Genomic DNA, 7,000 nt, shown 5'->3' with positions numbered 1-7,000 from the left:
AAAGAGACGTACTTCACATGCGAACATTGCGGTGCACAGACTACATGCTTTGTTACTGACAATATCGTTAGGGATATGCAAAAGGAGATGCGTAGTTTAGTTGATAGAGACAAGAGACGAGACTTGCAGGCAGAGATCAATGAGCGAAAGGCTACTTTATTCCAAACTAACATGGAAGGATTGTTTTTAAACTAATCCATGTTAGTACAACTAGGATTTCAAAAGTAATCAAATATTTTATAATCGTTCAAATCTAATAAGAGCATGTTTTGATAAATCTTTTATCAAAACATGCTCTTTCTGTTTGTTTATTTATTTATCAAAGCTGATGGTGCTAATTTGACCAAATAGTTAGAGATGAATAATACAACATCTTTAAGAGAGCTTTTTGGGTATTTTCACTGTATAAAAATTGGGGTCTACCGCCTTACTTAGCAGGATTTATCATCGGTCTTTCAATTTCGTTTATTATGAAACTTTATTGTAAATGTGGTTGTATCAGGCTTCTGTTCTATTGTATTAAGATGGTATATATGTAAAATTTTATTTCGTTTCAAACAAAAATGGTTGCACAACGTTTCGTGTGTGTATATAATGTGATTATAGTGTATATACATTATATAAATCGTGAGTAATTATATGTCAATCGGTTTTCAATGACAATTAATGAAAGGGTAACAACCACTACACTTATGCTCTAAGGAGGGTTTGAATTTAGTAAATACTCAAAATGATGAAGCATGAGAGGAGAAGTGTTCAATTGATCTTTATCGAGGTTGATGCCACTTTCCTGAAGCCAAACATAAACGGTAGTGATAACTTATTTGCTAGGATAGTAAGATGGATTTTGGACTCGAAGCTCTTTACTGAATGGATTACCCCATATTCCTTTCCATTTTTACTATGTTCATGACAATTCACGTTATTTCTATACTGATTCAAGCAGTACAGGACATTATTTCAAGTATGTTTTCAATAAAATAAAGAAGAGGGATTGGTATGCAAATAATTATTTCCAACAGTTCAAAGGAGCCGATTTATGAACAAATTACGAATCAAATTAAATCGTCTATTTTAGCGGGTGAACTACAGGAGGGGACAGCAATACCTTCCATGCGTAATCTCGCAAAGGATTTACAAATTAGTGTTATAACGACGAAACGTGCCTATGAGGAATTGGAGAAGGCGGGCTTTATCTATTCCATTGTCGGAAAAGGATCTTTTGTCGCAGAGCAAAATTTAGAGGTTATAAGAGAGAAGAAGCTGAAGGTCATTGAGGAACAGCTGAGTGCGGTCATAACGAATAGCAGAGAAATTGGCCTGTCACTTGATGAGCTGCAGCAATTATTGAAAATTTTATATGAGGAGTGAAATGAATGGAAAATGTGGTTGAGTTAAAAAATGTAACGAAGAAATTCAAAGATTTTTCCGTTGAAAATATTGATTTACAAGTGAAGCAAGGCTTTGTAACGGGATTCATTGGAGCAAATGGAGCTGGTAAGTCGACGACGATAAAAATGATGATGAATCTATTAAAACCGGATGCCGGAGAAGTTAAGCTTTTCGGGTTGGACTATAAGACGCATGAGAAAGCGATCAAAGAGCGCATTGGGTTTGTATACGATGGCAATGTATTTTTTGAAGGGCTGAACTTAAAAGATATAAAACGTATAGTTGCACCAGCTTACAAACACTGGGATGATACATTATTTTTTCAATATATTGAACAATTCGAATTACCGCTTAATAAAGCGATAAAAACTTTCTCAAAAGGGATGCAAATGAAGGCTTCATTGGCGATAGCACTATCACATCATGCAGAGCTGATCATTATGGATGAGCCAACAGCAGGCTTAGACCCCATTTTTAGACGGGAGCTGTTGGCTCTCTTACAGGAATTAATGGTTGATGGTAATCGTACCATATTCTTCTCTACGCATATTACAACTGATTTAGATCGTATCGCAGATTATATCGCTTTAATGCAGAGTGGGGAATTAGTATTAAATAAATCCATTCACGACGTAGCTGAAGACTATGCGCTCGTTAAAGGAGGGATGGACCTTCTGGATAGAGACACGGAAAAGGACTTTGTTCATATTCATCGTGCATCAACAGGATTTGAAGCATTAACGAACAATATTAAAGCAGTGAAAAATACTTTCGGAGACACAGTTGTCATTGAACGCGCCTCTCTGGAAGATATCATGTATTACTTGAAAGGGGGCATACACCATGTTTAATTTAATCAGACGTGATGTTATATTACAGAAAAGGCAGCTATTAATCTTTATTCCTACTATCTTATCCTTTATCATTTTGGACAAACACCACCCAGCTTTTATTTTTATCATTGCCAGTATTATAATTCCCTTTAGCACATATGCTTACGATGAAAAAGCAGAGACAAACATATTATTAAACTCCTTACCTTATACACGTACGGAAATTATTGCATCACGCTATCTTGGTGCTATTGTTTATATGGTTTTAGCAATTGTGGTGACAAGTCTAGCATTATTTGCTTTTAATAAACCGTTTGCGATGACTGATATTGCGATTGCCAGTGGCTTATTTTTATTATTTGCTGCATTTACCTTTCCATTATTTTATATAATTAAACCAGGCTATTTTTTTATGGCTGTACTCATTACCTTTTTCCTTTTAGCGGGTATAGGGCCGGCTATTGTGTTGTTTCTAGCTGAACATTTAGCAGCAATAACTAATTTTATTACTAATTTATCCGTCCCGACTTTATATACAGGAGCGGCACTTGTTGTCATTGGAGTCTATGTTATTTCTTGGGGGATTTCCACTGTGATTTACCACCGAAAAGCGTTCTAAGTTGGTTCTTTGCACTAGCTGAAAAATTCAATATCAACTTCGACTAGATGTATGATGCAAGAAGCAGAGATATTCTTTTTGGATGGTAAATTACAGGAATGAAGATTGTTAAGAAATGATCTAAAAATCGAAAGGCAAACGGGAAATAATTGCACCTGACTTTCCATATATATAGTATCAAACTCATATGGAAGTGGGGCGGTTAAAATACGGAAATGGGCGGCATTCTTACTAGTGGTTGTTTTATTGGCTGCATGCAATGATACATCGATTTTTAAAGATATATCGACTTCTAATGATATATTGAAATCTAATGATATATTGGCTTCCAGCGAGTATAAGACTGATATGAAGCAAGTACGTAAAACGGTCCGGGCGGCTTACGAGGACGACATGCGAGAACTGACGGATGAAGAGAATAATTTGCTTAAGTATTTAACCTCGGGGAAGTACGAAGGGGAATTCACGGGAGGTACTGATGAGTTGGCAGCGTATCTCTCTCACATACTACTTGTTACTAAATATTCGGGATTTGTGGGAGGTCATGATAACGCTGGAGGTCATGAGGACGAATTTCTGAGGTTGCTCGTAGCGCTGGAAGAAGATGAGATCTGGTACCTAGCAGAATAGTTAACCGTTTTAGAAGGGGAACTGTAGAAGGTTTATGAAAAGTTTTTGGTCATGTATACTAATTCACAAGGGAAGCATCCATTTTGATCTTTTTCAAAATGGATGCTTTTCATTCGCTGTAAAAAGAGGGTTTTCAGAACGTTTTTAATCAAACTTTAATACAACTAACAGCAGTTCAATGTGATTTAGAACTGTCCTTATTTTCGGGGAAAGTTTTTCATTTTCCGTAAAACAATAAAGCGATTTCTAATTAATGAATATTCATTATGTCAGTATGCTCTATGATTTTTTCATCATCGCCTGTGTCAATGTAAACTAGCTCTGTATTTTCAATAATATCCTCTGTGTATTCTTGCATGAAGTTTTCATCTACATCAGCAGGAGGAATTTCCCAACGTAAAGGAACGATGTATATATTAATCGTGCCATCCCCATTACCACTATAAGTTACTGATCCATCCACTAAGCGAGAACCTGCTAACTGGATAACATCTTCCGGATAGCTAGCACTGGTGTCATCAGTAGGATTAATTGGTTCTCCAGCTGGAATATGTCGAACATTCAATTCATCTAGCTCTTGATTCGGTCCAAGTTGCAACCAAACTCGAGCGTATTCGATTTCCTCGGAAGAATATTCAGACAATGCATTATCTTCTTCGCTTTTAGATGTATTATTTGACTCCGCGTTTCTTGTTTCTTGTGAAGAAGTTTCATTAGAATCATCCGTTGCGGACTCCGATTCATCTCCCTCCTTGTCTATTAGATTGCTTTCTTCTGTATCGTTAATTTCTTCTTCAGACTGGAAAGCAGAGTCATTCTCTGAAGGATCTGTTTTTGCTTCTTCGTTCTTACCGCTTGTACACCCAACGAGCAATAGAACGAACAATAGTAGGGCAACATTACAATAAAAAATCTTTGTTAGTTTCTTCATTCGATCATTCCTTTACTTCAATCATAACATATCATAATGGCATTTTTGAGGGGCGTCTCCTTTAGAATTGTTGGTAGCAATTCTACATTAATAGGAGGCGTCTTTTCCTTTCTCTAAAATTAATACCTCTGGTCATTATTGTGGATTTGAAATAAAGTCGTACCGTTTACAATAAAGTCATACCTGTTGTAAAAAAGTTGCACCGTTTTACCCCTTTGGATAGGATACTTTTGATCAAACTTTTTATAAAGAGAAGCACCCATTTTGATCAATATTCGTTCAAAACGGGTGCTTTTCATTCGCTGTAAAATAAGGATTTTCAGAACGTTTTAAATCAAACTTTATTCCAAACCAACAGTTTGCCATACCCCTTTTAGAATCCCTCTAATATTTTCCTGTTGACCAACCGTATCAACTGTATTATCATACGTAGTACAGACAACGCACTTTTTAGCGAGGAGGGTGCGGATGTTTACGTTACATAGGAGGAGGAAATCGATGATGAAAAAAGAAAGATTTATCGCTTTACTGTCAGTCATGTTGATCTTAGGGGCTTGTACAGATAAAGAAGATAGCGCCGGAGACACTGTACCCACAGAAGAAAACAGTGGAAACGAAGAGACAAACGATAGCCAGATAGGAACCCTTTCCAATCCGGTTCCATTTGGATCTACGACAACAGTAGAAGACGATTCTAAAGCTAGTATCAATTTTACTGTTATTGACGCTATTCGTGGAGAAGAAGCAATACAACTCTATACAGACTACCTTTCACCCGAACCACTTAAGGTTTTGGCTGAACTTTCATCTGAAGAGCTGGCTGAACTTTCACCTGAAGAGCTAACTGAAATTGCACCTGAAGAATTTGCTGAACTTTCACCTGAAGAGCTAGCTGAACTTTCACCCGAAGAGCTAGCTGAAATCACTGAAGGAATTGCTGAAGATTCAACATATACAGTTGAAGAACTTGGTGAATACACATCTGAAGAACTTTTTAAAGTTATAGTAGAAATTGCAAAAGAATATGCTGAAGATATGTCTGAAATTATAGATGAATATTTATCTGAACAACTTGCTGAAATTGATGAGTTTACATCTAACGGCTATGAATTTGTTGGTGTTACAGTAAGGAATGAGATTAGTAATTCCGAGTCGTTTTTTTCAATGGGGTATGATATAAGATCTGAAAATGGGGACTTATCTAGCACTACTCTTTCTTATGGAAATAAGGGAAAATATAGACATAACGGAGAAAAAATAACCACAGTTTTTGGTTATGTGAAAGATGGAAGTGATTATAAATTATTAGCTACGCCTGATATTACCATGAATACCATATATTTTGATACTGAGTGAACCATAGAAGATCTTATGAAAGCGAAACAATTATCCCATTGAAAGGGGAATTAATAATGGCAATGGCTTTTCTAATGTTTCTTTTATTTCTTTTTTTAGTTTCGTTAGTATTTATGGTTCTTGGGCTTGCGGCACCTTCCATACTCAAGAAAGAAAAACGCTCATCCACACTTATTGTCACACTTCCGATATCTGCCGTGCTATTTCTTGCTATTGCGGTATACTATGCATCGCTACTGATGATGATATAATAAAAAGAGTGAATCCCTTGGGGTTTGCTTTTTTTGGTTGCAATGAAGTAAATGTAGATTACAAATAAAGTTGTACCACTTACAAAAAAGAGGTACCGTTTACAATAAAGTCATACCGGTTGCAAAAAAGTTTAACCGTTGTACCCTTTGTATATTATACTTTTGATCAAACTTTTTTATAAAGAATAAGCCATCCATTTAAAGAAGAGAAGCACCCATTTTGATCAATCTTTATTTAAAACGAGTTCTTTTTCCTTCTATTAATATCAACGTTTCTGGAACATTTTTAATAACCTCTTTTTTTCAATATGATCGCTTCTAAAGAGTTTTATCGTCCATTGAGAGTTTTAGCACTTTAAATTAACTGATCATAGAGGTTTTGTGAGACCGCCTAGAAAACTTGTACCAGAAGACTATACACTAGATAAAATCCTCTCAGATATTGAAAAAGTACGATTGACGTTGTCACTGCACAAACGAATAGACTGTCAAAATCGACATTATAAAGAAAAATTGAATTATTATTCCTGATATACTACAGATGAATCCAGCTATTGCAAGTCCTTTTCCGTTCTCATTTGTTTTTGCAATTTCTTGTTTGCTAATTCTGTACATAAAAAGTCCGATAATTCCAAGCATCAATCCAATAACGGGTATTAAAATTGAAAGAATTCCAAGCGTTAAAGAGATCACTGACTTGGTATTTGTTTGAATTGTTTCAACCATATACATTTCCTCCTCAGGTCATATGTGAGTTAATATCCTCTTTTGTAATATATAATGGATTTATAGACTATACCTAATACTTTTAGTTTAATATGATCTTATATTTTAAGGTGGATGGTGTTAAACATCTAACCTTATTGGCTTGAAATTTCAAGGAGGTAGGGTGAATTTTTGAAGAGACCTTTAGGCGTTTCCTTAATTAGTTCCTTTTATATTTTTGGTGCATTCGTTTTACTTTTCACCTCAATTTTTTATGATACTG

General features: G+C 35.6%; 10 protein-coding genes. 8 read left to right on the top strand and 2 right to left on the bottom strand.

Translation table 11 applies throughout. The annotated features are described in order from the left end of the window. The 6 genes from AB1471_RS16445 to AB1471_RS16425 all read left to right on the top strand — a co-directional run. Positions 1–195: hypothetical protein (locus AB1471_RS16445; protein ID WP_367780851.1), on the top strand; the 195-nt coding region annotated here is incomplete at its 5' end. A gap of 535 nt (positions 196–730) precedes the next feature. Then, positions 731–913 carry a YfzA family protein gene (locus AB1471_RS18585; RefSeq protein WP_496350337.1) on the top strand — a complete coding sequence of 61 codons (183 nt, stop codon included), beginning with the start codon at positions 731–733 and terminating at the stop codon, positions 911–913. An 86-nt stretch (positions 914–999) separates the two neighbouring features. Then, complete coding sequence (locus AB1471_RS16440; protein ID WP_367780850.1) at positions 1,000–1,371, top strand: GntR family transcriptional regulator; 372 nt, start codon at positions 1,000–1,002, stop codon at positions 1,369–1,371. A 5-nt stretch (positions 1,372–1,376) separates the two neighbouring features. After that, positions 1,377–2,243, top strand: coding sequence for an ABC transporter ATP-binding protein (locus AB1471_RS16435; RefSeq protein WP_367780849.1), 867 nt, complete (start codon positions 1,377–1,379; stop codon positions 2,241–2,243). After that, positions 2,236–2,844: an ABC-2 transporter permease gene (locus AB1471_RS16430; protein ID WP_367780848.1), complete on the top strand. Its 609-nt coding sequence runs from the start codon at positions 2,236–2,238 to the stop codon at positions 2,842–2,844. The genes AB1471_RS16435 and AB1471_RS16430 overlap by 8 nt, the downstream gene beginning before the upstream one ends. Positions 2,845–3,078: 234 nt before the next feature. Then, positions 3,079–3,474 carry a hypothetical protein gene (locus AB1471_RS16425; RefSeq protein WP_367780847.1) on the top strand — a complete coding sequence of 132 codons (396 nt, stop codon included), beginning with the start codon at positions 3,079–3,081 and terminating at the stop codon, positions 3,472–3,474. A gap of 250 nt (positions 3,475–3,724) precedes the next feature. Here AB1471_RS16425 and AB1471_RS16420 read toward each other — a convergent pair whose 3' ends face one another. Then, positions 3,725–4,405, bottom strand: a complete 681-nt coding sequence (locus tag AB1471_RS16420; protein ID WP_367780846.1) for a YdeJ family lipoprotein — start codon at positions 4,403–4,405, stop codon at positions 3,725–3,727. Positions 4,406–4,873: 468 nt separating this feature from the next. On the opposite strand from AB1471_RS16420, the gene AB1471_RS16415 reads away from it, so the two are divergent. Together AB1471_RS16415 and AB1471_RS16410 are read left to right on the top strand one after the other, a co-directional pair. Further along, positions 4,874–5,761 (top strand): hypothetical protein, encoded by an 888-nt coding sequence (locus AB1471_RS16415; protein WP_367780845.1) that lies wholly within the window; start codon positions 4,874–4,876, stop codon positions 5,759–5,761. Between the two features lie 56 nt (positions 5,762–5,817). Continuing rightward, positions 5,818–6,012, top strand: a complete 195-nt coding sequence (locus AB1471_RS16410; protein ID WP_367780844.1) for a hypothetical protein — start codon at positions 5,818–5,820, stop codon at positions 6,010–6,012. Between the two features lie 465 nt (positions 6,013–6,477). On the opposite strand, the gene AB1471_RS16400 is transcribed toward AB1471_RS16410, so the two are convergent. Continuing rightward, positions 6,478–6,738, bottom strand: coding sequence for a DUF4190 domain-containing protein (locus AB1471_RS16400; protein ID WP_367780843.1), 261 nt, complete (start codon positions 6,736–6,738; stop codon positions 6,478–6,480). Between the last annotated feature and the right edge of the window lie 262 nt (positions 6,739–7,000).

The sequence above is a fragment of the Jeotgalibacillus marinus genome, from assembly GCF_040801915.1.
Taxonomy (GTDB): Bacteria; Bacillota; Bacilli; order Bacillales; family Jeotgalibacillaceae; genus Jeotgalibacillus; species Jeotgalibacillus marinus.
Note: the sequence above shows the minus strand (reverse complement) of the source record. Positions and strands in the feature narration are given on the sequence as shown.

Excerpts from the sequence above, each read along its gene's own strand:
- AB1471_RS18585 (WP_496350337.1), top strand. The coding sequence starts at position 731 with ATGATGAAGCATGAGAGGAGAAGTGTTCAATTGATCTTTATCGAGGTT.
- AB1471_RS16440 (WP_367780850.1), top strand. The coding sequence starts at position 1,000 with ATGCAAATAATTATTTCCAACAGTTCAAAGGAGCCGATTTATGAACAA.
- AB1471_RS16435 (WP_367780849.1), top strand. The coding sequence starts at position 1,377 with ATGGAAAATGTGGTTGAGTTAAAAAATGTAACGAAGAAATTCAAAGAT.
- AB1471_RS16430 (WP_367780848.1), top strand. The coding sequence starts at position 2,236 with ATGTTTAATTTAATCAGACGTGATGTTATATTACAGAAAAGGCAGCTA.
- AB1471_RS16420 (WP_367780846.1), bottom strand. The coding sequence starts at position 4,405 with ATGAAGAAACTAACAAAGATTTTTTATTGTAATGTTGCCCTACTATTG.
- AB1471_RS16415 (WP_367780845.1), top strand. The coding sequence starts at position 4,874 with ATGTTTACGTTACATAGGAGGAGGAAATCGATGATGAAAAAAGAAAGA.
- AB1471_RS16410 (WP_367780844.1), top strand. The coding sequence starts at position 5,818 with ATGGCAATGGCTTTTCTAATGTTTCTTTTATTTCTTTTTTTAGTTTCG.
- AB1471_RS16400 (WP_367780843.1), bottom strand. The coding sequence starts at position 6,738 with ATGGTTGAAACAATTCAAACAAATACCAAGTCAGTGATCTCTTTAACG.